20 protein-coding genes, 2 tRNA genes, 3 rRNA genes and 1 other annotated feature are annotated in these 25,531 nt (G+C 36.1%); of the genes, 22 read left to right on the top strand and 3 right to left on the bottom strand.

The window, feature by feature from the left end; translation table 11 throughout:
* The first annotated feature begins 72 nt into the window (after positions 1 to 72).
* From tuf to NRK67_06700, 6 genes are all read left to right on the top strand, one after another.
* Positions 73 to 1,257 carry an elongation factor Tu gene (gene tuf / locus NRK67_06725; GenBank protein UUV19189.1) on the top strand — a complete coding sequence of 395 codons (1,185 nt, stop codon included), beginning with the start codon at positions 73 to 75 and terminating at the stop codon, positions 1,255 to 1,257.
* 354 nt (positions 1,258 to 1,611) lie between these two features.
* Positions 1,612 to 2,901 carry a branched-chain amino acid transport system II carrier protein gene (gene brnQ, locus NRK67_06720; GenBank protein ID UUV19188.1) on the top strand — a complete coding sequence of 430 codons (1,290 nt, stop codon included), beginning with the start codon at positions 1,612 to 1,614 and terminating at the stop codon, positions 2,899 to 2,901.
* A gap of 571 nt (positions 2,902 to 3,472) precedes the next feature.
* Positions 3,473 to 4,991 (top strand): 16S ribosomal RNA (locus tag NRK67_06715).
* 286 nt (positions 4,992 to 5,277) lie between these two features.
* Positions 5,278 to 8,221: ribosomal RNA gene (locus NRK67_06710) — 23S ribosomal RNA — on the top strand.
* Between the two features lie 83 nt (positions 8,222 to 8,304).
* Positions 8,305 to 8,421, top strand: a 5S ribosomal RNA gene (gene rrf / locus NRK67_06705).
* The 16S, 23S and 5S rRNA genes sit together here with 1 tRNA gene alongside, the layout of an rRNA operon.
* 12 nt (positions 8,422 to 8,433) lie before the next feature.
* A tRNA-Ala gene (locus tag NRK67_06700) sits at positions 8,434 to 8,509 on the top strand.
* Between the two features lie 175 nt (positions 8,510 to 8,684).
* Here the strand turns inward: NRK67_06700 and NRK67_06695 are convergent.
* Both NRK67_06695 and NRK67_06690 read right to left on the bottom strand, forming a co-directional pair.
* Positions 8,685 to 10,193 carry a putative glycoside hydrolase gene (locus NRK67_06695; GenBank protein ID UUV19187.1) on the bottom strand — a complete coding sequence of 503 codons (1,509 nt, stop codon included), beginning with the start codon at positions 10,191 to 10,193 and terminating at the stop codon, positions 8,685 to 8,687.
* Positions 10,194 to 10,294: 101 nt separating this feature from the next.
* Positions 10,295 to 11,095, bottom strand: coding sequence for a mechanosensitive ion channel (locus NRK67_06690; GenBank protein ID UUV19186.1), 801 nt, complete (start codon positions 11,093 to 11,095; stop codon positions 10,295 to 10,297).
* A 193-nt stretch (positions 11,096 to 11,288) separates the two neighbouring features.
* Here NRK67_06690 and NRK67_06685 point away from each other — a divergent pair, with 193 nt between their 5' ends.
* Together NRK67_06685 and tsaD are read left to right on the top strand one after the other, a co-directional pair.
* Complete coding sequence (locus NRK67_06685) at positions 11,289 to 11,924, top strand: hypothetical protein (GenBank protein UUV19185.1); 636 nt, start codon at positions 11,289 to 11,291, stop codon at positions 11,922 to 11,924.
* Positions 11,925 to 11,967: 43 nt separating this feature from the next.
* A complete protein-coding gene (tsaD, locus tag NRK67_06680; GenBank protein ID UUV19184.1) occupies positions 11,968 to 12,981 on the top strand; it encodes a tRNA (adenosine(37)-N6)-threonylcarbamoyltransferase complex transferase subunit TsaD in 1,014 nt (337 codons plus the stop codon).
* 42 nt (positions 12,982 to 13,023) lie between these two features.
* Here tsaD and NRK67_06675 read toward each other — a convergent pair whose 3' ends face one another.
* Positions 13,024 to 14,820, bottom strand: coding sequence for a carboxypeptidase-like regulatory domain-containing protein (locus NRK67_06675; GenBank protein UUV19183.1), 1,797 nt, complete (start codon positions 14,818 to 14,820; stop codon positions 13,024 to 13,026).
* 210 nt (positions 14,821 to 15,030) lie between these two features.
* Here NRK67_06675 and NRK67_06670 point away from each other — a divergent pair, with 210 nt between their 5' ends.
* The 14 genes from NRK67_06670 (at position 15,031) to rplL (ending at position 25,413) form a co-directional block, all read left to right on the top strand.
* Positions 15,031 to 15,615 (top strand): YueI family protein, encoded by a 585-nt coding sequence (locus NRK67_06670; GenBank protein UUV19182.1) that lies wholly within the window; start codon positions 15,031 to 15,033, stop codon positions 15,613 to 15,615.
* Between the two features lie 2 nt (positions 15,616 to 15,617).
* Positions 15,618 to 16,886, top strand: coding sequence for a UDP-N-acetylglucosamine 1-carboxyvinyltransferase (gene murA / locus NRK67_06665; protein UUV19181.1), 1,269 nt, complete (start codon positions 15,618 to 15,620; stop codon positions 16,884 to 16,886).
* Positions 16,887 to 16,888: 2 nt separating this feature from the next.
* A complete protein-coding gene (gene rlmB / locus NRK67_06660) occupies positions 16,889 to 17,593 on the top strand; it encodes a 23S rRNA (guanosine(2251)-2'-O)-methyltransferase RlmB (GenBank protein ID UUV19180.1) in 705 nt (234 codons plus the stop codon).
* Between the two features lie 64 nt (positions 17,594 to 17,657).
* A complete protein-coding gene (locus NRK67_06655) occupies positions 17,658 to 18,284 on the top strand; it encodes a sigma-70 family RNA polymerase sigma factor (GenBank protein ID UUV19179.1) in 627 nt (208 codons plus the stop codon).
* A gap of 70 nt (positions 18,285 to 18,354) precedes the next feature.
* Positions 18,355 to 20,964: a leucine--tRNA ligase gene (leuS, locus tag NRK67_06650; GenBank protein ID UUV19178.1), complete on the top strand. Its 2,610-nt coding sequence runs from the start codon at positions 18,355 to 18,357 to the stop codon at positions 20,962 to 20,964.
* A gap of 18 nt (positions 20,965 to 20,982) precedes the next feature.
* The gene (locus NRK67_06645) at positions 20,983 to 21,513 is read left to right on the top strand and encodes an outer membrane beta-barrel protein (GenBank protein UUV19177.1); all 531 of its coding nucleotides are present in this window, start codon (positions 20,983 to 20,985) and stop codon (positions 21,511 to 21,513) included.
* A gap of 364 nt (positions 21,514 to 21,877) precedes the next feature.
* Complete coding sequence (gene rpmG / locus NRK67_06640; protein UUV19176.1) at positions 21,878 to 22,030, top strand: 50S ribosomal protein L33; 153 nt, start codon at positions 21,878 to 21,880, stop codon at positions 22,028 to 22,030.
* A 30-nt stretch (positions 22,031 to 22,060) separates the two neighbouring features.
* Positions 22,061 to 22,136: transfer RNA gene (locus NRK67_06635), tRNA-Trp, on the top strand.
* 23 nt (positions 22,137 to 22,159) lie between these two features.
* Positions 22,160 to 22,345 carry a preprotein translocase subunit SecE gene (gene secE, locus NRK67_06630; protein UUV19175.1) on the top strand — a complete coding sequence of 62 codons (186 nt, stop codon included), beginning with the start codon at positions 22,160 to 22,162 and terminating at the stop codon, positions 22,343 to 22,345.
* A gap of 3 nt (positions 22,346 to 22,348) precedes the next feature.
* Positions 22,349 to 22,951, top strand: coding sequence for a transcription termination/antitermination protein NusG (nusG, locus tag NRK67_06625; GenBank protein ID UUV19174.1), 603 nt, complete (start codon positions 22,349 to 22,351; stop codon positions 22,949 to 22,951).
* Between the two features lie 75 nt (positions 22,952 to 23,026).
* Complete coding sequence (gene rplK, locus NRK67_06620) at positions 23,027 to 23,452, top strand: 50S ribosomal protein L11 (protein UUV19173.1); 426 nt, start codon at positions 23,027 to 23,029, stop codon at positions 23,450 to 23,452.
* A 99-nt stretch (positions 23,453 to 23,551) separates the two neighbouring features.
* The gene (gene rplA, locus NRK67_06615; protein UUV19172.1) at positions 23,552 to 24,262 is read left to right on the top strand and encodes a 50S ribosomal protein L1; all 711 of its coding nucleotides are present in this window, start codon (positions 23,552 to 23,554) and stop codon (positions 24,260 to 24,262) included.
* Positions 24,263 to 24,282: 20 nt separating this feature from the next.
* Positions 24,283 to 24,439, top strand: a sequence feature (ribosomal protein L10 leader region).
* Positions 24,440 to 24,455: 16 nt separating this feature from the next.
* Complete coding sequence (gene rplJ, locus NRK67_06610; protein UUV19171.1) at positions 24,456 to 24,950, top strand: 50S ribosomal protein L10; 495 nt, start codon at positions 24,456 to 24,458, stop codon at positions 24,948 to 24,950.
* 97 nt (positions 24,951 to 25,047) lie between these two features.
* A complete protein-coding gene (gene rplL / locus NRK67_06605) occupies positions 25,048 to 25,413 on the top strand; it encodes a 50S ribosomal protein L7/L12 (protein ID UUV19170.1) in 366 nt (121 codons plus the stop codon).
* Positions 25,414 to 25,531 lie beyond the last annotated feature (118 nt).

Genomic DNA, 25,531 nt, shown 5'->3' with positions numbered 1-25,531 from the left:
GAGTGTCTGGGTTCCCAGACGCTTCAGGGTAATTTAAAATAAATAAATTAAAATTTTTAGGAGGCTTTAACAATGGCAAAAGAGCAATTTGACAGAAGTAAACCACATGTAAATATTGGAACAATAGGTCACGTAGACCATGGAAAGACAACAACAACAGCAGCAATCTCAAAAGTATTAGCAGACGCTGGATTAGCAGAAAGAGTAGATTTCGCTAACATCGACCAAGCACCAGAAGAAAGAGAAAGAGGAATCACTATCAACACGGCTCATATCGAGTACCAAACAGCAGCAAGACATTACGCTCACGTTGACTGTCCTGGCCATGCTGACTACGTAAAGAACATGATCACTGGAGCAGCACAAATGGATGGAGCTATCTTAGTAGTTTCAGCAGCTGACGGTCCAATGCCTCAAACAAGAGAGCATATCTTACTTTCTAAGCAAGTAGGAGTACCTTACATCATCGTATACTTAAACAAAGCTGACATGGTAGACGACGAAGAATTATTAGAATTAGTAGAAATGGAAGTAAGAGAATTATTAACTGAGTACGGATTCGACGGAGATGACGCACCAGTAGTAACAGGTTCTGCATTAGGAGCATTAAATGGAGAGCAACAATGGGTAGACAAGATCATGGAATTAATGGATGCAGTAGATTCATACATCCCAACTCCAGAAAGAGCAATTGACCAACCTTTCTTAATGCCAGTAGAGGACGTTTTCACTATCACAGGTAGAGGAACAGTAGTAACTGGAAGAGTAGAAAGAGGAGTAGTAAAAGTAGGAGAAGAGATTGAAATAGTAGGAATCAAAGATACTGTAAAATCTACTTGTACAGGTGTAGAGATGTTCAGAAAGTTATTAGACCAAGGACAAGCTGGAGATAACATCGGAGCATTATTAAGAGGAATCAAGAAAGAAGACGTAGAAAGAGGACAAGTTTTATGTCATCCAGGAACAATCAATCCACATACAAACTTCACAGGAGAAGTATATGTATTAACTAAAGAGGAAGGTGGAAGACATACTCCATTCTTCACAGGATACAGACCACAATTCTACTTCAGAACAACTGATATCACAGGAGCAGTACATTTACCAGAAGGTGTAGAAATGGTAATGCCTGGAGACAACATTGAAATGACAGTAGAATTAATCCATCCAATCGCAATGGAAGAAGGATTAAGATTCGCAATAAGAGAAGGTGGAAGAACAGTAGCATCAGGTGTAGTAGGACAAATCACTAAGTAATTAGTATTTCTTATGACTAGATGTAAGAGTTCAACAACTTTTATATAGAGAGGAGATAACCATTTGGTTATCTCCTTTTTTTATCTTCTTTTATTTTTTACAATTTGATAATAATAAATTATTATCAAATTGTGGTGTTTATTGGACTGAAATTGAATATAAAACTATAAAAAAGTACATAATTGTTGACTTTTTATGAAAAATAATGTATTATAATGATAATTAATTTTTATTTTTGAGAATGTGTTGATCATTAGGGATAAAAAATTATCATTAGGTCAATATGTTTGATAAAGTGTCACCAAACTTAAGAAGAAATTAAATTAATAAAACATAAAATTATTAGGGGGAAAAATGAAAAAAAATTATGATTGGTTAATAGTAGGAATGGCATTGTTTTCAATGTTTTTTGGAGCAGGGAATTTGATCTTTCCACCTAGTGTAGGACTTTCAATGGGAGAAAATTGGTTGCCATCGGCATTTGGGTTTGCGTTAACAGGAATAGGACTACCTGTATTGGGTGTTTTAACAATGAATAAAGTAGGAAGCTTTAAGGCTTTTTCAGGGGGAGTATCAAAATTATTCTTTACACTGTATTCTTTATTATTAATGACTTCAGTAGTGTTCACAAATACGCCTAGAACAGCTGCAACTGCTTATGAATTGGGTATAGTTCCAAATTTAGGAGGTTTCAATCTGAGCCCTGTAGTTGTATCATTGATATTTTTTGGATTGACTCTTTATATAGCTCTTAATCCATCTAAAGCAATAGATCGTATAGGAAAGATACTGACTCCTACAATAGTGGTTATAACTCTGTCAATCATCTATATGGGGGTTACAAATAAAATTGGAGCTCCAGGAACTCCTCATCTGGATACAAATCCGTTTGGATTCGGATTTTCACAGGGGTACCAGACAATGGATGGAATAATGGCAGGATTATTTAGTATGGTAATCTTATCTAATTTAGGAGCTAGAGGTTACAATAAAAAGAGTGAGAAAGCAGAAATAATAAAAAAAGCAAGTATTGTAACTGGAACAGGTTTGCTGGTTATCTACATGGGATTATTTTATTTAGGAGCTACAGGAAATCAGTATTTCCCGGCAGATATAAGCAGATCAGCATTAGTGTCAAATTTTGTTAATATGTTCCTTGGACAATATGGAAACTTAATTTTTGGAGTTTGTGTAACGGTAGCGTGTTTATCTACTGCCACAGCTTTAACTATGGTAGTTTCACAATTTTTCTTGGATACATATGGATTTAGTTATAAGAAGGTAGCTTATATATCTTGTGCTATATCAGCATTCATGGCTAACTTTGGGGTAGATAGAATAGTAGGAGTAGCAGAACCGATATTAGCTATCCTTTATCCAATAACGATTGTATTGATCTTTGTAGGAATAGCCGGGATATTAGAGGGACCTATTAGGAAAAATACAATAATAGTTTCAGGTTTAGTTTCTATATTACAGGTTGCATCAGAAGGGACAGATATGCAAATTATAGATAGTATATATAATAGTATTCCTTTATCATCAGCTGGATTTGCATGGGTGATTCCGACGGTTTTAGCGGGAATATTAAGTGTGTATATGGACAAAAATAACAAAAAAGAAACAGTGTTGAAAGAAGCGTAGTATAAATAAAAGATCTCCTGATTGTATTAACAGTACAATTAGGAGATCTTTTATTTATAGTTTTTGATTTTTCTAAGATTTTTCATTTACTATAATATTGTTTACTTGTATAAACTCAAGATAAAATTCCTGTTTAAATAACGTTAAAGTTATTTTGATGTTGAGGAGAAATATTATTATTATTATGTTTTCTCAAGTGATAACATATGTGTTTTATTGGCTGCAAGTCAATAAAAACAGATGTAAATAGAGGGTGTTCGTGTTTTAACGTCTATTTTGGGAAATGTTGGAAAAAAATTCAATAAAAAAACCAAAAAAGTGTTGACGAAAACTTGTAAACGCGGTATACTTCTTCTTGTCCGCGAGGGAAAGCGAAAGCGACTTGAAGCGAGACATTTAATAGGACATTAGCAATTAAATAGAGAAAGAAAGTGTAAATTAAAAACTCAATTGTCGTTTGAAACTTTGTTTTCAAACAATCGATTAAGGTGTACAGTGGAATGAACCACTATAAAAATAATTATCTTTTAATAGATAGCTAAACTTCATTTATGAAGTTAGGATATAAATTTGAATGTAGAGTTTGATCCTGGCTCAGGATGAACGCTGACAGAATGCTTAACACATGCAAGTCGACTGGAATTCTTCTTCGGAAGATAGTACGGTGGCGGACGGGTGAGTAACGCGTAAAGAATTTGCCCTTCAGACTGGGACAACTAATCGAAAGGTTAGCTAATACCGGATATTATGAGATCTTGGCATCAAGAACTTATGAAAGCTATATGCGCTGGAGGAGAACTTTGCGTTCCATTAGGTAGTTGGTAGGGTAATGGCCTACCAAGCCGACGATGGATAGCCGGCCTGAGAGGGTGAACGGCCACAAGGGGACTGAGACACGGCCCTTACTCCTACGGGAGGCAGCAGTGGGGAATATTGGACAATGGACCAAAAGTCTGATCCAGCAATTCTGTGTGCACGATGAAGGTCTTCGGATTGTAAAGTGCTTTCAGGTGGGAAGAAGAAAGTGACGGTACCACCAGAAGAAGCGACGGCTAAATACGTGCCAGCAGCCGCGGTAATACGTATGTCGCAAGCGTTATCCGGAATTATTGGGCGTAAAGCGAGTCTAGGCGGCTTGTTAAGTCAGATGTGAAAATGCGGGGCTCAACTCCGTATTGCGTTTGAAACTGGCAGGCTAGAGTACTGGAGAGGTGGGCGGAACTACAAGTGTAGAGGTGAAATTCGTAGATATTTGTAGGAATGCCGATAGTGAAGACAGCTCACTGGACAGATACTGACGCTAAAGCTCGAAAGCGTGGGGAGCGAACAGGATTAGATACCCTGGTAGTCCACGCCGTAAACGATGTTCACTGGGTGTAGGGGGTCGAACCTCTGTGCCGAAGCTAACGCGATAAGTGAACCGCCTGGGGAGTACGCACGCAAGTGTGAAACTCAAAGGAATTGACGGGGACCCGCACAAGCGGTGGAGCATGTGGTTTAATTCGACGCAACGCGAGGAACCTTACCAGCACTTGACATACAACGAACTCGTCAGAGATGACTTGGTGCCGCTTCGGTGGAACGTTGATACAGGTGGTGCATGGCTGTCGTCAGCTCGTGTCGTGAGATGTTGGGTTAAGTCCCGCAACGAGCGCAACCCCTATCGTATGTTACCATCATTAAGTTGGGGACTCATGCGAGACTGCCTGCGACGAGCAGGAGGAAGGTGGGGATGACGTCAAGTCATCATGCCCCTTATGTGCTGGGCTACACACGTGCTACAATGGTTGGTACAGAGAGCAGCAATACGGCGACGTGGAGCAAATCTCAGAAAGCCAATCTTAGTTCGGATCGCAGTCTGCAACTCGACTGCGTGAAGTTGGAATCGCTAGTAATCGCGAATCAGCAATGTCGCGGTGAATACGTTCTCGGGTCTTGTACACACCGCCCGTCACACCACGAGAGTTGGTTGCACCTAAAGTAGCAGGCCTAACCATTTATGGAGGGATGTTCCTAAGGTGTGATTAGCGATTGGGGTGAAGTCGTAACAAGGTATCCGTACCGGAAGGTGCGGATGGATCACCTCCTTTCTAAGGAGCACTTTATGAGACCATGCAAATGGTATTACATAAAGAATATTTATACTGCTCTTTCTCTATTTATTTGGTAATGTTCTCTTTTTTGAGAGAAAATACCAGTTGGACATTGAAAACTATATAGTAATGAAATAATAAATTAACAATTTTATTAGATCTTCAGTTACACGAGAGTGTAACAATAATTAACGAAGAGTTAGAAATAACTGAACGATAATTAGATTTCAAAAATTCTAAAAACAAATTAAGCAAAAAATATTAAAATTCTATTTTAATAATAGGTTAAGAAATTAAGGGCGCACGGAGAATGCCTTGGTAGTAAGAGCCGATGAAGGACGTGATAAGCTGCGATAAGCTAAGACAAGCTGCAATTGAGCGTAATAGTCTTAGATTTCCGAATGGGTAAACCTACTAGTTTGAAGAACTAGTGTGGAAACGGGAACCGGATGAACTGAAACATCTAAGTAATCCGAGGAAGAGAAAGTAAAAACGATTCCCTAAGTAGCGGCGAGCGAACGGGGAAGAGCCCAAACCGAACAAGTGTGATAGCATGCAGGCGTTGCTTGTTGGGGGTAGTGGGATACAGAGCGGCAGAACTGCAAGGTATGCGCTTGACTAACAAAGGTACTAGAATGAACTGGAAAGTTCAACCGTAGAAGGTGATAGTCCTGTATAGGGAACTTATGTTAGCAAGTCACTGTAATCCCAAGTAGCACGGGACACGAGAAACCCTGTGTGAATCAGCGAGGACCATATCTCGTAAGGCTAAATACTCTTACTAACCGATAGTGAATAGTACCGTGAGGGAAAGGTGAAAAGAACCCCGGGAGGGGAGTGAAATAGAACCTGAAACCGTGTGCTTACAAGCGGTCAGAGCAGAGCCTTCGGGCGTGTGATGGCGTGCCTTTTGGAGAATGATCCTGCGAGTTACGATCAATGGCGAGGTTAAGTATAACGGAGCCGAAGGGAAACCGAGTCTGAATAGGGCGAATTAGTCGTTGGTTGTAGACGCGAAACCTGGTGATCTATGCCTGTCCAAGATGAAGCTGTGGTAAGACACAGTGGAGGTCTGAACCCACCGTCGTTGAAAAGCCGGGGGATGAGGTAGGTATAGGGGTGAAAAGCCAATCGAACCAGGAGATAGCTCGTTCTCTCCGAAATGCATTTAGGTGCAGCCTTGATTGTTTAAATATGGGGGTAGAGCACTGAATGGTCTAGCGGGCATATTGCTTAGCGAAATCAATCAAACTCCGAATACCATATTTCAAGAGATCAGGAGTGAGACTATGGGTACTAAGATCCATGGTCAAAAGGGAAACAGCCCAGACCACCAACTAAGGTCCCAAATTATATCTAAGTGGGAAAGGAGGTGGAGATTCTGAAACAACCAGGATGTTGGCTTAGAAGCAGCCATACATTTAAAGAGTGCGTAATAGCTCACTGGTCGAGAGTCTCTGCGCCGACAATGTAACGGGGCTAAGATATAAACCGAAGTTGTGGAGTATACACTATGTGTAGACTGGTAGGAGAGCGTTCCGTAGGCCGTTGAAGGATAAGGGGTAACCCAATCTGGAGGTATCGGAAGTGAGAATGCAGGAATGAGTAGCGAGAAAGAGGGTGAGAATCCCTCTCGCCGGAAAACCAAGGTTTCCAGAGTAAAGCTTGTCTTCTCTGGGTAAGCCGGGACCTAAGCCGAGGCTAGATTGCGTAGGCGAATGGAAAGCAGTTTAATATTACTGCGCCACTGTAATTTGTTTGAGAGATGGAGGGACGCAGAAGGGTATGTGCGCAGACTGTTGGATATGTCTGTGTAAGCATGTAGGATGGAACCGCAGGAAAATCCACGGTTTTAGATCTGAGGTGTGATGCGGAGTGTTTGTAATGAACACGAAGGTACAAATCCCACGCTGCCGAGAAAAGCTTCTATTGAGAATTATAGTGCCCGTACCGTAAACCGACACAGGTGGTTAGGATGAGAAATCTAAGGCGTACAGGCTAACTCTCGCTAAGGAACTCTGCAAAATGGCCCCGTAACTTCGGGAGAAGGGGTGCCATTAAAGGTGATAAATACACGCGATTTTGAGCTTTTGATGGCCGCAGTGAAGAGGTTCGAGCAACTGTTTAGCAAAAACACAGGTCTATGCTAAGCTGAAAGGCGATGTATATGGGCTGACACCTGCCCAGTGCCGGAAGGTTAAGAGGAGGGTTTAGCGACTCAAATTGAAGCCCCGGTGAACGGCGGCCGTAACTATAACGGTCCTAAGGTAGCGAAATTCCTTGTCGGGTAAGTTCCGACCTGCACGAATGGTGTAATGACTCGAATGCTGTCTTGGCGGGAGGCCTGGTGAAATTGTACTACCGGTGAAGATACCGGTTACCTACAGTAGGACGGAAAGACCCCGTGGAGCTTTACTATAGCTTGGTATTGGGTTGAGATGTTATGTGTATAGGATAGTTGGGAGACTGTGATTATATGGCGCTAGCTGTATATGAGTCGCTGGTGGAATACCAACCATATAACATTTTGATTCTAATCTGTGATGTGTAATCATGGAGACAGTGCTAGGTGGGTAGTTTGACTGGGGCGGTCGCCTCCGAAAGAGTAACGGAGGCGTTCAAAGGTTCCCTCAGGTTGGATGGAAATCAACCGAAGAGTGCAATGGCATAAGGGAGCTTGACTGTGAGATAGACACATCGAGCAGGTGCGAAAGCAGGACATAGTGATCCGGTGGTTCCGAATGGAAGGGCCATCGCTCAACGGATAAAAGCTACCCCGGGGATAACAGGCTGATTTTGCCCGAGAGTCCATATCGACGGCAAAGTTTGGCACCTCGATGTCGGCTCATCGCATCCTGGGGCTGGAGAAGGTCCCAAGGGTTGGGCTGTTCGCCCATTAAAGCGGTACGTGAGCTGGGTTCAGAACGTCGTGAGACAGTTCGGTCCCTATCCACTGTAGGCGTAAGAATATTGATGAGATCTGTCCTTAGTACGAGAGGACCGGGATGGACAAACCTCTAATGTACCAGTTGTCATGCCAATGGCATAGCTGGGTAGTCACGTTTGGAATGGATAACCGCTGAAAGCATCTAAGCGGGAAGCCAACTCAGAGATAAGTATTCTATCATTGATAAGTCACCTTCGAGACTAGGAGGTTGATAGGTTGGGGGTGTAAGGGCTGTGAAGTCTTTAGCTGACCAATACTAATATGACGAACACTTTACCTAAAGAAAATGATTTTTAGAAAGTTAATTTATGAAACATTATTATATAGTTTTGAATGTTTAACAATATTCAATAAGAAAGTAAGCTTGGTAAGAAAAGCTACGGGGGTACACCTGGTCACATTCCGAACCCAGAAGTTAAGTCCGTAAACGCCGAAAGTACTTAGGGGGCAGCCCCTTGGGAGGATAGGAACTTGCCAAGTCTTTTTTATTCAGGGGATATAGCTCAGTTGGGAGAGCGCCGCACTTGCACTGCGGAGGTCAGCGGTTCGACCCCGCTTATCTCCACCAAATAAAATTTAATCAGATCCTATTCTGATTTATATAAAAAAGATCTATCGATTTTATCGATAGATCTTTTTTTATGTATACTATCAAAAATAAAAAGAAGGTTAGAGCATACTCACTCATTAGTAACAAATAAAAAAGACCATCTGGTTAGATGGTCTTTAACCTTCGAAACTATTTATTTTAAACCATCCCAATAATAACGGCTGGATGCATTCCAAACAAGATAACTGTTTAAACCTTCTACCTTAAGAGCTTTTATCTGCTCTTTTAATTCCTCTTTTTTATAACTTCTATGATTTTTAATCCAAGGAGCACTAAATCCCTGAATCCATGTTTCGATAATAGCGGGATTTTCCAAATTATTATTTCTTAAAATCACATCTTTTGTATAATTATTTAAGAGTATAAATGGATTGTTATCTGGGTTTTTTAGTCCATATGTTCCCTTTGCATAGTGGGAAGGATAAGCCATAGGGTTTATAAAATCAACTACATTGGAGACAGTTTCCCAATGCTGACCGATATTTTCATCATTTTTTGAGATACCAATCTGGCCGAAAACAGATGCAGCTGTATAAACTTCTTTTTTAGACAGTTCATCATGGGCGTATTTTAAAAATCTTTGTATAACTTCTGATTTTGTTTCTGAATAGGTGTTGTTATAGACTAATTTTGAATTTTTTTCCAGGTTCTGTACCCTGTCAGGAAACCTGACATAATCAAATAAAATTTCATTGAATCCGAAATTAGCAGCTTCCTTTGCCAACTCTACATTGTAGTACCAGGCATTTCTATTGTAAGCTGATAACCACGGGATCTTGTCTGAACTTTGATATGCACGGTTATATCTTTTATCTAAGATGACATCATTTTTATTGGAAATTGCATATGCTTCATCTTTAAAGGTAGAGATCCTCCCGATAAGGTAGATATTATTTTTCTTTAGTTTTTCTATAAAGGTTTCAATATCTTTTATCCTAGGACGAATATAGGAATCTCCTAAAACTTTTCGTGCTGTAGGGGACTCGAATAATATCCTTCCATGATCATTTTTTATATCTAAAACAAATGCATTGATATCTGTTTTCTTAGCCAAATCAATATAATCATCTACATGATACATTCCATTGAGGGAGATATAAATAGCCTTGATGTTTCCTTTAGGGTTATTTTTATAGAGCTGTTTTTGAATAGATTTAAATTGCACATCTCCTAATTGATATAGTTCTTTGATATTGAAATCTGTATCTACCATCTTCTTTATAAATCTTTGGTCACTATTATTTGGATCCGGATCTATTTCTTCATTTCCATCTTTATCTACTGGTATATCAGTTAAGACTTTGATAGTTTGAAATATATCTTTATCCTCTAATCTAACCTCAGTGAGATATTTTTGCTCGACCCATCCCTTATAATCAGATTTATCAGTAGATATATATACCCAATTTTTTTCGGTTTTTAAAACTTTTACTGAAGTACCCATTATCAACGAATTTTTAGGTTTTCCATCGATATTCTCCCTTAAAGTTGTCAATTCTGAAATATACATAGTAGATGGTAAAGATAACTCTGTCTTATTGATTGTTTCTTTTTTGGAAAAAAAATCATCTTTATTTTTAAAGATAAAAAAAAACGCCATAACAAGTATGGTAGAAAAAATTATTGTTTTTATTTTTGCCATATCTCTCTCCTTTGTTGTAATTTAATATAGATAAATTATAACATAGATAAAGAAATAAAAAAATCAGGGAAAATCCCTGATTTTTTGTTTGAAGAATAATTTTATTTTTCTACATGTACATCCATTTGTGGATATGGAATAGAGATATTAGCCTTATCAAATTCAATTTTTGCCATTTTCATAGAATAGAAATAAACATCCCAATAGTCTGCAGTATTACACCAAACCCGATATACTAAGTTAACAGATGAATCTCCATATTCGACAACTTCAACAAAAGCTTTTTGATTTTTTAATATTTTTTCCTGTGAATTTGCAATTTCAACAAGAACTGATTTAGCTTTCTCGATGTCATCGTTGTAACCTACTCCAAATACAATATCGACCCTTCTAACTGGGTTTTTAGAGTAATTTACAAGGGTATCATTGGATAATTTTCCATTGGGAATAACAATTCTTTTGTTATCTACAGTATTTAAAAGAGTAGCAAAAATCTGAATTTCAATAACCGTTCCAGCAACTCCAGAAGCTTCGATATAATCTCCAATTTTATATGGTTTGAAGAGAATAATTAATACTCCGCCAGCAAAGTTAGCTAAACTGCCTTGAAGTGCAAATCCAATAGCTAAAGAAGCTGCACCTAGTACTGCTATAAAGGATGCTGTTTGGATCCCCAGTGTAGAGATGATAATAATAAATAAAAAAGTATAAAAAAGTGTATTAACTATAGAATGTAAAAATTTCTTTAACGTAATTTCAGTATGAGCGAGTTCCATTTTCTTGTCTACCAACAGCATTAATTTACTGATGATAAACTTTCCAACAACCCATATTAATAGAGCGTAGAGAAGTTTAATTCCATAAGTGATAAAAAGAGTAGAAAAATAATCTACGTAATTCATAACTTTACCTCCTAAAAATAAATTTGATCGTTATACTATACCGTTTAAAAGATTAAATCCTTTAAAAAATAATATATGACACATATTGAAATATATTGAATCGAGCCTAAAAAAAATTGTATTGACAAAGGGTTAAATGGAGTTATAGAATATAAAGTGAAAAAATATATCTTTAAATAAAATAGGAGGAGGTATGGAGAAGATAAAATTAAATATATCAGGAAATTTAGTAGGAATAAAAATACCTTCAACTACAGTTTTTGAGGTGATAGAGGTAGAGTTAAAAAGTATAGTTATAAAAAACTATAAATTACTGAAGACGTTAAAATTTTATAAGATAATAAATTCAAATTTTAGTGAGAGTCAAATATTACAGTTAGAAAAAATAATAGAATCTACTGTAAGTTTAAAATCACTGGAAAAAGCTGATAAATCAAATAAGGTGGCGGAGAAAAAAGTTGATTATAAATTTCATTATGGAAATTTAAGGTCAGGGGAAAAAATTAATTCAGAGACCAATGTAGTGATATTAGGAAACCTGAATCCCGGATCATATGTACAGAGCAGGAAAAATATATTTGTTTATGGAAAAGCTCACGGGACTCTCCATGCCGGATGTGATTTTAACAAACATCAAACTAGTTTTGTATATATAGAAGAAGCTGAATTTCCTAAGGTAAGAATAGGAGAAGCACAGCTTATGTACGATGATAAAAAAGAGGATAAAAATATTATGTTTGAAAAAAAAATGGGAAAGATAGCTATAAAAAAAGTTGATAAAAATCAGATAAAATATTTGCTGCAAAAAATAGGTTTCGATTTGATATAAATTTGAGGAAAAAATAAAATAGAGATGATACAAGGGAGAAAAAATGATTATATTAGGAATAGAAACATCGTGTGATGAAACGTCTATATCAGTCTTGAAAGATGGAAAGGAGATGTTGTCCAATCATATCTCATCACAGATAGATATACACAAAGAATATGGAGGAGTTGTCCCTGAGATAGCTTCGAGGCACCATATTAAGAATATAGCGACGATAATGGAAGTTAGTTTAAAAGAAGCCGGGATAACTCTGGATGATGTAGATTATATAGCAGTAACCTATGCACCTGGTCTTATAGGAGCACTTTTAGTGGGGATTTCTTTTGCCAAAGGGATATCTTATGGAAGAGATATACCGATAATACCGGTACACCATATAAAGGGACATATCTATGCTAACTTTTTAGAGCACAAGGTAGAACTTCCTGCAATTGCATTAGTAGTATCTGGAGGCCATACAAATATAATATATATCGATGAAAATCATAAATTCTTTAATCTGGGAGGAACTCTGGATGACGCAGTAGGAGAATCTTATGACAAGGTGTCAAGAGTAATGGGATTAGGATATCCTGGTGGACCAGTAATAGATAAATTGGCATATGAGGGGGATAGTAATAAGATTCCTATGCCGGAACCCAAGGTTGGAGGTTATGAGTTTAGTTTTTCAGGAGTAAAAACATCTGTTATAAACTATGTAAATAAGATGAATATGAAAAAAGAGGAGTATAATCCTGCCGATGTAGCAGCGGCTTTTCAGAATAGAGTAGTGGACATATTGTGTAAGAAAACAATTAAAGCAGCCAAGGAAAAAGGGGTTAAAAATATCCTTATAGCAGGGGGAGTAGCGGCTAACTCATTATTGAGAAAAGAGCTGTTGGAGAGATCAAAATCAGAGGGAATAGAAGTTTTTTATCCATCTATGAAATTATGTACCGACAATGCCGGGATGATTGCAGCAGCAGGATACTATAAGTTGACCTATGGAGATTCAGATAAAATATTTGCTGATTTAAAATTAAATGGAGTAGCAAATATGGGAATAGAAGAAGATTAAAAATTAAAAGAGAGGTGACCTAATAGGTCACCTCTCTAATTATTATTTGATGATTAAAGTCAATTGATTTGGATTTGTAGACATGGTACTTAGATCGATCTGTTTTTGATAGCCATAGGACTTTACTTGTATGTCTATATTTTTTTTATTTTCAGGAAGCTCTAATAATAAGAAACCGTTGGTATCAGTCTTATAAACTGTACCTTCTACAATGACTTCCTGATTACGGAGTGGTGTATTAGAACTGCTTAAAAGTTCTAAATGGACTCGGATCTTTCTACCCTGCAGGATAATATTTTTATTTATTATGTCATCCTTTGTCAGGGTAAAAACATCAGAATAATAATATTTGTAGGACTGTACCCCTACACTGATAAAATAGTTGTTATTTATCTTGATGTCAGAAAATTCGTAGTATCCATTTTGATTAGAAATGGTGTTGGCCACAACTTCTCCCTGGCTATTTCTAAGGGTCAGGTGGAGGTTACTTAGTGGAGTAAAACTATTACCTACTATCCCCGAGATATTAGACAGGTATGGCGTCAGAGAAATTTTTAAACCGGAAAGGGTGGAAAAACGCTCTAATTTTGTTACAACACCAAAGGCTTTATATCCATCTTTTTCTACCTTTATAAACAATAGACCAGGAAGTGTGGATGTAGAAAAATTTCCAAAGTCATCACTTTTTAAATATATTATTTTATCTCCGTTTTTGACCATAACATCGGCATTTGAAATAGGTATACCTTTGTCATCCGTGACTAGACCTTCGACATTACTGAGAAGTTCTCTTGTGTTGAGGTTGAGGTTATAAGTTTCATTAGGTGCACTGAAGTCATATATTAAATTTTGACTTTTTTTCAAAACAAACCCAGGTTTATTGAGGGTTATTTTATATTTTTGAGGAGGTAAATTTATAGAAAACTCACCTGCAAAGGTACTCATAGTTTCGTAGGAATTGTTATCGACATCTGTAAATAAAATTTTGGATCCACCAATAAATTGGTCATTATTTTTTACAACACCACGGATAGTAGTCTGTACAGATGGAATAGAAATCACTATATTTTTGTTTACAGAGGAGTTTATTTTAAGGCCTCTGAAATAGAGGTTGGAATAAAACCTGCCTTCAATCATAAAATCATAAATTCCATCCTCTAATTCAACAGGGACAAAGGTGTTTTTAAGTTTGATTTTTGTTTTAAACTCACCATTTTTAAAGATTACAAGAGTGAGATCTTTAGGAGGAACAACTTTGCCGATATTATTTTTATAGAACTTTATCCCTTTATTCTTGGAGATATTTCCCAGGATAAAAAAATTGTTTTTAGGAATATTGATATCTATCAAGAGATGTTCGGACTTGTCTTTAAAATTTAATATTTGTTTATTCTTTTTAGAGTCCTTTGCTGAAAATATAAATTCATAGGTACCCGATAAAAATTCAATGGACTTTGAACCCCCTAAGAAAGGAACCTTGGTGTATCTGCTTGTCCCGACCTCGCGATACTCGATCAATCCACTGCTTACAGGAAATTCAAATGTAACATAGGAAGTATTTATTTTTTTCATTACAAGGGTAAGGTTTTGTACCTCATCTTTGGATTTTTTCAGGGTGAGAACTTCCTCTTTGTAACCCTCTTTGGAGATGGAAATGTTTAGGATCTCTTCCGAGATATTGAAGGCGACGTGGCCCTTTGAATCACTGATTTTAACTTGATTATTGATATTTGCAATAACTTCTTTTAGGGGGGATCGATCTTCCCCAATTATTGTTATGGTGATAGAATAACAAGTGATGTTGAATAGTACTATAAATAAAAATATTAATTTTTTCATAGGTGCCTCCACATTAGGTTGTTTTATTAAATTATACATTATATATACACTATTGAGTAATAATATTTTAAAATCTTGATGGTTTTTGTTGTGGATATTAGAAAAGAATAATTAATAGGCATCAAAAATAACTAATTTGTTGGGAAGGATTGAAAAAAGACCTTAATGTGGTATAATTATAATTGAACTTAAAAAAAAAGGATGATAACTATGAAAGAAATGAATCATTTGGATTTGTTGGATGAAAAAGAAAAAAAAATGAATCAATTATATAGTATTCAGCACGAAAAAAAGTATTATTTAGATGAATATAGGGAGCGAGTAATAATAGCTTTAAAGATAGATCAATTGGTGGAAGATGAGATCTATTTGGAAATAATAGAAGCTATGAAAAGTGACCGTGCTAAACTTTTAAAATTAAGGAGAGATGTGGGACTGAAATATCTAAAACCATATATAAAGGAAGCAGAAAAGCTGGACTTTAGATATGAACTTATAGATGGTCTCAGCTATTTAGGTGATATAGGACTTATAGTGGTTTCAAATGAATCTTTAGATAATGAAGACAAGGAATTGGTTGTAAGGGATATGGATCAGGATTTTTTAGATGTGGGACTGGGATATGAATTTTCTAAAAATCAAAATAAGAGTATTTGTAATGAGTGTTATCTCAGAATTGAGGACAAATTACCTAGTTATTTAGATAAATTTAAAAGGCTTAATATTATAGATAAATTATTAGGAACTAACTGTCCGGTATGTAGAGATCGGAAGAAATTAGGAGGAAATGAATAAAGATGATAGGAGCTTTTAAAATAAAGGGTGGAAATCCACTCAGTGGAACACTGGAAGTAAGTGGAGCGAAAAATGCGGCACTGCCAATAATAACAGCAACAATAATAGAAAAAGGAACTCATATTTTACATAATGTACCAAACTTAAGAGATATCGGGACTTTGATGAAATTATTGGAGAGCCTAGGGTTAGAAACTGAAAAAATTGGGAGCAACAGCTATAAAATTATAAATAATGGATTAACTAATTTAGAAGCAGAATATGACCTGGTAAAGAAAATGAGAGCATCATTTTTAGTTATGGGACCTATGTTAGCCCATGCAAATAATGCGAAAGTGTCTCTTCCGGGAGGATGTGCAATTGGTTCTAGACCTGTAGATTTACACCTAAAAGGATTTGAAGGATTAGGAGCTGAAATTGAAATTACCCATGGATATGTAGAAGCTAAAACTGAAAAATTAGTTGGGGGGCATATTGTTTTAGATTTCCCAAGTGTAGGAGCTACTGAAAATATTATAATGGCTGCTGTAAAAGCAGAGGGGACAACCACTTTGGAGAATGTAGCCAGAGAACCTGAGATAGATGACCTGTGTAACTACTTGGTTGCAATGGGAGCGAAAATTGAAGGGATTGGTACAGGGAAACTTACAATAGTTGGTGTAGAAAAATTAACTCCAGTGGAATACTCTATCATGCCAGACAGGATAGAAGCTGGAACTTATATGGTTCTTTCAGTTTTATTTGATGGAAAGATCAAAGTTAAAGGAGCTGTTAAGGAACATTTGGGAAGTTTTGTTGCAAAACTTGAAGAGATGGGAGTAAAAGTTAATTTTGACGGTGACTTGGTTACTATAGAGGCTAAGATGAAGGATTTAAAACCTGTAATTATAAAAACAGCTCCTCATCCAGGATTTGCTACCGATCTACAAGCTCAATTTATGACATTATTAGGATTGGTTTCGGGATCTAGTGAGATAAAGGAAACAATATTTGAAAACAGATTTATGCAGGTCCCGGAATTAAACAGGATGGGGGCTGACATTCGTATAGATAACAATGTATCTATTATAAAGGGTGTGGAAGAGTTTAGTAGTGCAGAAGTAATGGCTAGTGACCTGAGAGCAGGAGCAGCACTGATTATGGCAGCGTTAAAAGCTAAAGGTGAAGCGATAGTAACGAGAATATATCATGTAGACAGAGGGTATGAAGAGATAGAGAAGAAACTGCAAAAGATAGGTGCAGATATAGAAAGGATTAAGGTGGAGATGTAATAATGGAAAAAATAATAGGGATCAACGCTGTAAATGAAGCGATAGAATCTAATGTAAATATTGAATATATAGAGATATTTACAGGAGTTAGACCTGAACAGGTAGCTAAGCTGAAAACTAAAGCCAGCAAGAAAAATATAATCGTCAAGACAGGTAAGAAAAAGATTGAAAATTCTCAGGGAGTAGTGGCTTATATAAGTGACTATGACTACTATATAACGTTTAAAGAGTTTTTGGAAAGCGCTGTGAAGGAAGAAAAGTCTACTGTACTTATCCTAGATGGTGTACAGGATCCTAGAAATTTTGGTGCACTTATCAGGAGTGCAGAAATTTTTGGTGTGAAGGGAATAATAATACCAGAAAGAAATTCAGTAAAGATAAATGAAACTGTGGTAAAAACATCTACAGGAGCTATCGAACATGTTAGTATCATTAAGGTAAAAAACATAGCTGAAACAATTGATCAGTTAAAAAAATACGATTTCTGGATCTATGGTGCAGAAGGGAGTGCAAAAAAATATTATCACGAGGAAAACTATCCTGCTAAAACAGCCTTAGTTTTAGGTAGTGAAGGATTTGGTATAAGGAAGAAGGTAAAAGAGCATTGCGATATTTTAATAAAAATACCTATGAAAGGTAAGATAAACTCATTGAATGTGTCGGTTGCAGGTGGAATTCTACTATCGGAGATATCAAAAAATCGATAATAAAAATCGATCATAATATTAATAGAAGATTGTCTTTAATAGGATTTTAACGGGGGTAAAAATTTTGGGAGAGAGAGCGAGATTTGAAGTTACTGAAGAAATATTAGAGGAAGCAAAAAGTGGAAATGAGGAAGCTGTAGGGATGGTAGTGGAAAACTATAGAGGTTTTGTTATGATGAATGCCAAGAACTATTTTTTACTGGGTGCTGAAAGAGACGATCTTATTCAAGAAGGAATGATTGGACTATTAAAGGCTATTAGAGCATATGATACTGAGAAGGCTGCGTCATTTAAAACTTTTGCCACGATTTGTGTGAAAAGGCAGATAATTACGGCTATAAAAAAAGCCAACTCCAACAAGAATAAAGCGTTGAATACATCTATTGGTATAGAAAATGAAAATAAAGAGACCAATAGAGAGATAGAATATTTTAGGGGACTAAAGTCTTATCAATCCTATAACCCGGAAGAACTGGCCCTGTCTAAGGAGCAGATGAATGGATTGAAAACTTATTTAGAGAGAAAGTTGAGTCCGCTGGAAACTTCTGTTTTTAGATATATGGTGAAGGGATATCCCTATAAAGAGATTGCGGAAAAAATGGGTGAAAAAGTAAAGGCAGTTGATAATGCCATCCAAAGGATAAAAAGAAAAAGTGAGTTATGGCTGGATACATATAAAGGATTAAGTTAGGTTTATACCTACCTTAATCCTTTGTGATATAAATAAAAAATATAATAAATATAGAGTAGGAGCGTAGTAGATGAGAGAATATATGTTTAATGAAATTGAAAAGAACTTGCAAAAAACATGGGACGGGAAAAAAATATTTGAAACAAAGAATAAAGTTGAGGGAAAAGAAAATTATTATGTGTTAGAGATGTTGCCGTTCCCATCAGGGAAACTGCATATGGGACATGTAAGAAATTATACTATAGGTGATGTAATCGCCAGATATAAAACAATGAAAGGTTATAACGTCCTTCATCCAATGGGATGGGATTCGTTTGGGCTGCCTGCAGAAAATGCAGCTATTCAAAATGGTGCACATCCAGCTGAATGGACGGTAAAGAATATAGAATATATGAAGGACCAGTTAAAGATGTTAGGACTTTCGTATGACTGGGATAGGGAGATAGCTTCTTATAAGCCGGATTATTATAAGTGGAATCAATGGATCTTTAAAAAGATGTATGAAAATGATTTGGTTTATAGAAAAAAATCTACAGTTAACTGGTGTCCGAAGTGTGATACGGTATTAGCCAATGAACAGGTAGAAGATGGTAAGTGCTGGAGACATGGAGACACAGATGTAATTCAAAAAGATTTAACACAGTGGTTCTTTAAGATAACTAAATATGCAGATGAATTATTAAAGGGACACCAAGAGATAAAAGAAGGGTGGCCGGAAAAGGTAATTACTATGCAGAAAAACTGGATAGGAAAATCTTTTGGTACTGAGATATCTTTTAATTTAGAAGGATCTGAGGAGAAATTACCGATGTTTACCACTAGGATAGATACTTTATATGGTGTAACATATTGTGTAATAGCTCCGGAACATCCGATGGTAGCAGAGATTTTGGCTGAAAAACCTGAGATCAAAGATACGGTAGAAGCTATGAAAAATGAAGATATGATAGCTAGAACTGCAGAAGGGAAAGAAAAGAATGGAGTGTTTACAGGAAGATACCTGATCAACCCAATAAATGGTGAGAAAGTGGAACTTTGGATAGCGGATTATGTACTTATGAACTATGGAACGGGAGCTGTTATGGCTGTACCTGCTCATGATGAAAGAGACTTTGCCTTTGCGAAGAAATATGATCTTCCTATGAAAGTGGTAATAAACCCAATAGAGAAGAAAACTAAAAAAGAGATAAAAATAGATGTAAAAGAGATGGAAGATGCATTTGTTGGGAAAGGGATAATGACAAATTCTGATAAATTTGATGGTATACCTTCTAAAGAAGCACTGACTAAAGTAGCGGAACATGTAGAGGAGCTAGGATTTGGAGAAAGAACAGTAAAATACAGGTTAAAAGATTGGGGAGTATCCAGACAAAGATATTGGGGAACTCCTATTCCGGCTATATACTGCGATAAATGTGGAATAGTAATGGAATCAGATGAAAATCTGCCTGTTAAACTGCCTATGGATATTAAATTCTCAGGAAATGGAAATCCATTGGAAACTTCAGAAGAATTTAAAAATGCAACTTGTCCAACGTGTGGAGGAGCTGCCAAAAGAGAAACTGACACAATGGATACCTTTGTAGATTCATCTTGGTATTACTTAAGATATTGTGATCCAAAAAATACAGATCTACCAATCGATAAAAATATAGCTGACAGCTGGTCTCCTGTAGATCAATATATTGGAGGAGTAGAACATGCTGTAATGCATCTGTTGTATTCTAGATTCTTCCATAAAGTTCTTAGAGATATGGGATTATTATCTACGGATGAGCCTTTTAAGAGATTATTGACTCAAGGAATGGTATTGGGACCGTCATACTATGAAAAGAGTACAGGAACATATCTATTCCCGAACGAAACTGAGACAAAGGATGAAAAATTTTATTCTAAAACTACAGGTGAAGAGTTAGTTGTTAAGGTAGAAAAGATGTCTAAATCTAAAAATAATGGGGTAGATCCGTTACATATAATTAATGAATATGGAGCAGATGCTGCCAGATTATTTACAATGTTTGCTGCACCACCGGAAAAAGAGTTAGAGTGGAATGAAAATGGATTAGCTGGATCATCTAGATTCTTAAATAGAGTCTGGAGAATGGTTGTGGAAAATAAAGGATATTTTGAAACTGGAAGTATAGATTTAGAGAAAGTTTCTAAAGCCGATAAAAATGTGATTATGAAGTTACACCAGACGATTAAAAAAGTAACTGCATCTATCGAGGATAACTATCACTTCAATACCTCTATTGCGGCTAATATGGAACTTATAAATGAGTTACAGGATTTTAAAGCGAATATATTAGATAATGGAGAAACAACCAGTGAATCTAAAAAGGTATTTACAGAAACTGTAAGAACTATGATAATCATGTTATCGCCATTTGCTCCTCATATTACCGATGAATTATGGGCAGAATTAGGAGAAACAGGTCACCTGTTTGAGATGGCTTGGCCTACTCATGTGGAAGAACTGACTATCTCTGATGATGTACAGATCGGTGTTCAGGTGAATGGTAAACTGAGAGCAACTTTGGATGTTTCTAGAACTATTACAAAGGAAGAATTAGAAGCTTTAGCTTTAGCGGCTCCTAATGTGATTAAGTTTACAGAGGGGAAAACTATAGTTAAAAAGATAGTCGTTCCAGGAAGAATAGTGAATATAGTAGTAAAATAAAAAAAGGAGGAATTAGTTATGAAGAGAATTTTAGTTGTGTTGATGTTTACTGCAATGTCGTTAAATGCTCTGGCTTTAGACATATGGGTAAAAGGTGGGGTTATTCAAGGTACAGGAAGTAAACAGATGGAAGATCCGGGCTATAATGCCGGGTTGGAACTTAGTCAGGGATTCTTAGGTTTTGTAGACCTGGGAGCAGGTGTGGCTTATAATGGAAACTTAAAATATGATGATAATTCTGATCAAAAAAATATTGGATATGATCTGGCTCCTGTATATGTATTTGCGAAATTTAATATCATACCGGTAGCTGTAAAGCCCTATGTAGTGGCTAGACTAGGGAAAAACTTTGTGGTAAATGATAGTACAGATTACCATGGGAAATCTGAAGCTGACGGAGGCGCCTACGGAGCTGTAGGAGTAGGAGTAGAATTCTTGGATTCCTTCCAGGGAGAACTTCTTTACTCAATCTCTGAAGTGAAAAATAATCCCAGTGGAAAAGATAATGTAGAGATGGTGTCGCTGACTTTAGGGTATAATTTCTGGTAAGAAAAAAATTAACAGTAAACTAATTTTTTTCTAAGGATGTTCTAAGATAACAGTGGTAATATGTGTACATGAAAAGTAGTAACTTTTTCATAACTCTCTCCGAACCCTTGATGTTTTCAAGGGTTCTTTTAATTTTTAAGGCTAAAAACATATAAGAAACCACGAGGAAACGTGGGTTTTCAAGGGGGAGTTTAAGGTCATAAAAATAATACAAAAAAGATATAAAAAAACTTTGAAAATTATTGACTTTTTGTATTATGTATGATATCATTATCTATGTTTGTGAGCGAATTTTTGGCTCATGCACCACAATTAAGTTGTGGGAGGATAGCAATTCCGATATGATGAGTGGAGGTGTAAAGAAATGAGAGTAAACATTTTAATGGAATGTACAGAATGTAAGAGAAGAAACTACAGTACTTCTAAAAACAAAAAAAACACGGATGGTAGAATTGAATTAAAAAAATACTGTAAGTGGGACAAAAAAGTAACTATGCATAAAGAAACTAAGAAGTAATTCTTGGAAATACATAGCTTAACAACATGCAGTTCAGTGGCTCAATTGGTAGAGTAACGGTCTCCAAAACCGTGGGTTTAGGGTTCGAGTCCCTACTGGACTGCCATTTTATACTTTAAGGTGGTTAATATGAATACTTTGTTACAGAACGTTAAGACTGAATATAAGAAAGTTGTATGGCCTAACAAAGATGAAACTGTTAAGTCAACATTACTTGTTGCAGCTATGAGTGTCGCGGTGAGTGTCTATGTAGGTGCTTTTGACGTGATAGCTTCGAGGATACTTAGGATGATAGGTACCTTTTTTGGAGGGTAATTTATGGAAAGAACAATAGAAAAAAAATGGTATATGATTCATACATATTCCAGTTATGAAAAGAAAGTAAAAGCTGACTTAGAAAAAAGAATTCAGACACTTGAATTAACAGATAAAGTTTTTAGAATTGTGGTTCCTGAAGAAGAAATAAAAGAAGTTAAAAACGGTAAAGAAAAAATCGTTTTCAGAAAATTATTTCCAGGTTACGTAATGATAGAAATGGAAGCAGTTAGAGAAGAGACAAATGACGGTATATGGTATAGTGTTGATTCTGATGCATGGTATGTAATCAGAAACACTAACGGTGTTACAGGATTTGTTGGTATTGGATCTGATCCTATCCCTATGGAAGATGAGGAAGTAGTAACTATCCTTAGATTCTTAGGAGAAGAGGGAGAAGAAAAGCCTGAACCTAAGGAAGAGATTATATTAGATTTCGAAATTGGGGATATGGTAGAACTGCTTGAAGGCGGTTTTGTTGGAAGTGTTGGAGAAGTTAATAGTATTGACTTGGAACATGGAAAAGTAAAAATAATGATAGATATGTTTGGTAGAATGACTCCTGTAGAGATTGGGGTTAATGAAGTTAAGAAAGTATTGTCTTAATAGAATAACTAGATCTTTTCAAAGGTGGGAGAGTAAATCATTAAAACCACAAGGAAATTATGGAGGTAGCAAAAAATGGCAAAAGACGTAATCGGATTAATTAAATTACAATTACAAGCAGGGAAAGCAAACCCAGCACCACCAGTTGGACCGGCATTAGGTCAACATGGTGTAAACATTATGGAATTCTGTAAAGCATTCAACTCAAAAACTCAAGATAAGGCTGGATTCATAATACCAGTGGAGATCAAAGTTTATTCTGACAGATCTTTCACATTCGTATTAAAAACTCCACCTGCATCAGACTTATTAAAGAAAGCAGCTGGAATCAAATCAGCAGCTGGAAATTCAAAGACTGAAGTTGCTGGAACAGTAACTAGTGCACAAGTTCAAGAGATTGCTGAAACTAAGATGGCAGACTTAAACGCTGGATCATTAGAAGCAGCTATGAGTATCATTGCAGGATCTGCAAGATCAATGGGAATCAAAATAGAAGGTTAATTTTAATTCGATATTTTAAATTTCAATATATATCACATTGTTGATAATTAAGTGGTAGGACGAGAGTTCGCTTAAGCCACATAAGGAGGAAAAGTAATAATGGCAAATAAGAAAGCTAAAAAATACGTAGAAGCTGCTAAATTAGTAGAGACTGGTAAATTATATGAAGTTAAAGAAGCATTAGAATTAGTTGCAAAAACTAAAACTGCAAACTTCGTAGAAACTGTTGAAGTTGCATTAAGATTAGGAGTAGATCCTAGACATGCTGACCAACAAGTAAGAGGAACTGTAGTATTACCTCATGGTTCTGGTAAAACAACTAAAGTATTAGTAATCACTCAAGGTGAAAACATGCAAAAAGCATTAGATGCAGGAGCAGACTATGCAGGAGCAGAAGAATATATCGAGCAAATCCAAAAAGGTTGGTTTGATTTTGATGTAGTAATCGCTACACCAGACATGATGCCTAAGTTAGGAAAATTAGGTAGAACTTTAGGAACTAAAGGTTTAATGCCTAATCCTAAATCAGGAACTGTAACTACTAACGTAGAGCAAGCAGTATCTGAATTCAAAAGAGGAAAACTTGCATTCAGAGTAGATAAATTAGGATCTATTCATGTAGGAATTGGAAAAGTAGATTTCACAGATGAGCAAATTGAAGATAACTTCAAGGCATTCATGGCAGAAATCAACAGATTAAAGCCATCAGCAGCTAAAGGTCAATACCTTAGAACTGTAGCTTTATCATTAACTATGGGACCTGGAATCAAAATTGATCCTATCCTAGTTTCTAAATATTTAGAAGCTTAATTAATTAAAGTTTAACTTTTTTTAAACTATAAATTGAACTAAAGACAGTAGGTGGTGTAAACCGTAAATCCTACCGAGGTTTATACAGTTTTGAATACAAAGCTTATAACCTCACCTATCAGAAATGATCTCTGTCTTTAACTAAACCTTTAGTCAGAGATCATTTTAATTTAAAGAGGAGGTGACTAGAAGAATGGCAACTGAAGCGAAAAAATTAGTAGTAGCAGAATTAGCTCAAAAAATCAAAGACGCTAAAACAATCGTACTTGTGGATTATCAAGGTATCAACGCAAAAGATGATACTGAGATCAAGAAACAATTAAGAGAAACTGGATCTGAATACTTAGTAGCTAAGAATAGATTATTCAAAATAGCTTTAACTGAAGCAGGTGTAGCTGACTCATTTGACGATCTTTTAGAAGGAACTACAGCATTTGCATTTGGATATGAAGATGCAGTAGCACCAGCTAAAGTGGTTTACGAATTTGGTAAAGGGAAAAAAGATTTATTTAACATCAAAGGTGGTTACTCTGAAGGGAAAAGAGTTGAGATTTCTGAAATAGAAGCATTAGCAACTTTACCATCAAGAGAAGCATTACTATCTATGGTATTAAATGGAATGTTAGGACCAATCAGAAAGTTAGCATACGGTATCGTAGCTATCGCTGATCAAAAAGAAGAGGCGTAATTCTCTGCTTTAAAATATGATCATTAGATCAAAATAAATTAAGAATATTAAGGTATAGCCACGAGCTTACCAAATAAAAATTAGGAGGAACATAAAAATGGCATTTAACCAAGAAACTTTCATCGCTGATTTAGAAGCAATGACTGTATTAGAATTAAAAGAAGTAGTTGAAGCATTAGAAAATCACTTTGGAGTAACAGCAGCAGCACCAGTTGCAGTAGCAGGAGCAGCAGGAGAAGCAGCAGAAGAAAAAACTGAATTTGATGTAATCATCAAATCAGCAGGAGCTAAGAAAATAGCTGTAATCAAAGAATTAAGAGCTATCACTGGATTAGGTCTTAAAGAAGCAAAAGCAATGGCTGAAGAAGCTGGAGCAAAAGTTAAAGAAGGAGTTTCTAAAGACGAAGCAACTGAAGTTGCAGCTAAATTAGAAGCAGCTGGAGCAGAAGTAGAAGTTAAGTAATTAGCTCTCTAAGTTCAAAATTGACTAATTGAATAAAATAGGGCACTCTTTTAGCTTAGAGTGCCCTATTTAATCATTGAAAAAGTAAGCAAAATATAAAATAAATTTATCAAAGATT

Source organism: Fusobacteria bacterium ZRK30, assembly GCA_024628785.1.
In the GTDB taxonomy this organism is placed as follows: Bacteria; Fusobacteriota; Fusobacteriia; order Fusobacteriales; family Fusobacteriaceae; genus Psychrilyobacter.
The sequence above is the reverse complement of the archived record's forward strand: the minus strand, read 5'-3'. Positions and strand labels throughout refer to the sequence as shown.